This is a genomic window from Phytoactinopolyspora endophytica, assembly GCF_004138495.1.
GTDB classification, from domain to species: domain Bacteria; phylum Actinomycetota; class Actinomycetes; order Jiangellales; family Jiangellaceae; genus Phytoactinopolyspora; species Phytoactinopolyspora endophytica.
The window spans coordinates 201,075-201,301 of record NZ_ML142856.1 but is presented as its reverse complement, the minus strand read 5'-3'; the positions used below and the strand labels follow the sequence as shown (position 1 = coordinate 201,301).

Genomic DNA, 227 nt, shown 5'->3' with positions numbered 1-227 from the left:
TTCGGTGGGGTCGACGCTGGCGTCGGGGTCGTAGGTGATCGGGTCGTCGGTGACGGTGAAGGTGGTGTCGGCGGTGCCGTCCGGGCTGGACAGGGTGACCGGGTGCTCGCCGGTGTCGAGGTCGGTGGACGTGTAGTCGAATGTGACGGCCCCGTCGCTGTCGGCGGCGTCGGACGTCACCACAGTGCCGTCAACGGCGAGCTCCACATCCGATTCCGGCGCGAAGC

Annotated in this window: 1 protein-coding gene; it reads right to left on the bottom strand. The window is 69.2% G+C overall.

Features of this window, described 5'->3' with window-relative positions:
- On the bottom strand, window positions 1-227 hold a 227-nt coding region (locus ELR45_RS35360; protein WP_205856753.1), incomplete at both ends, for a hypothetical protein.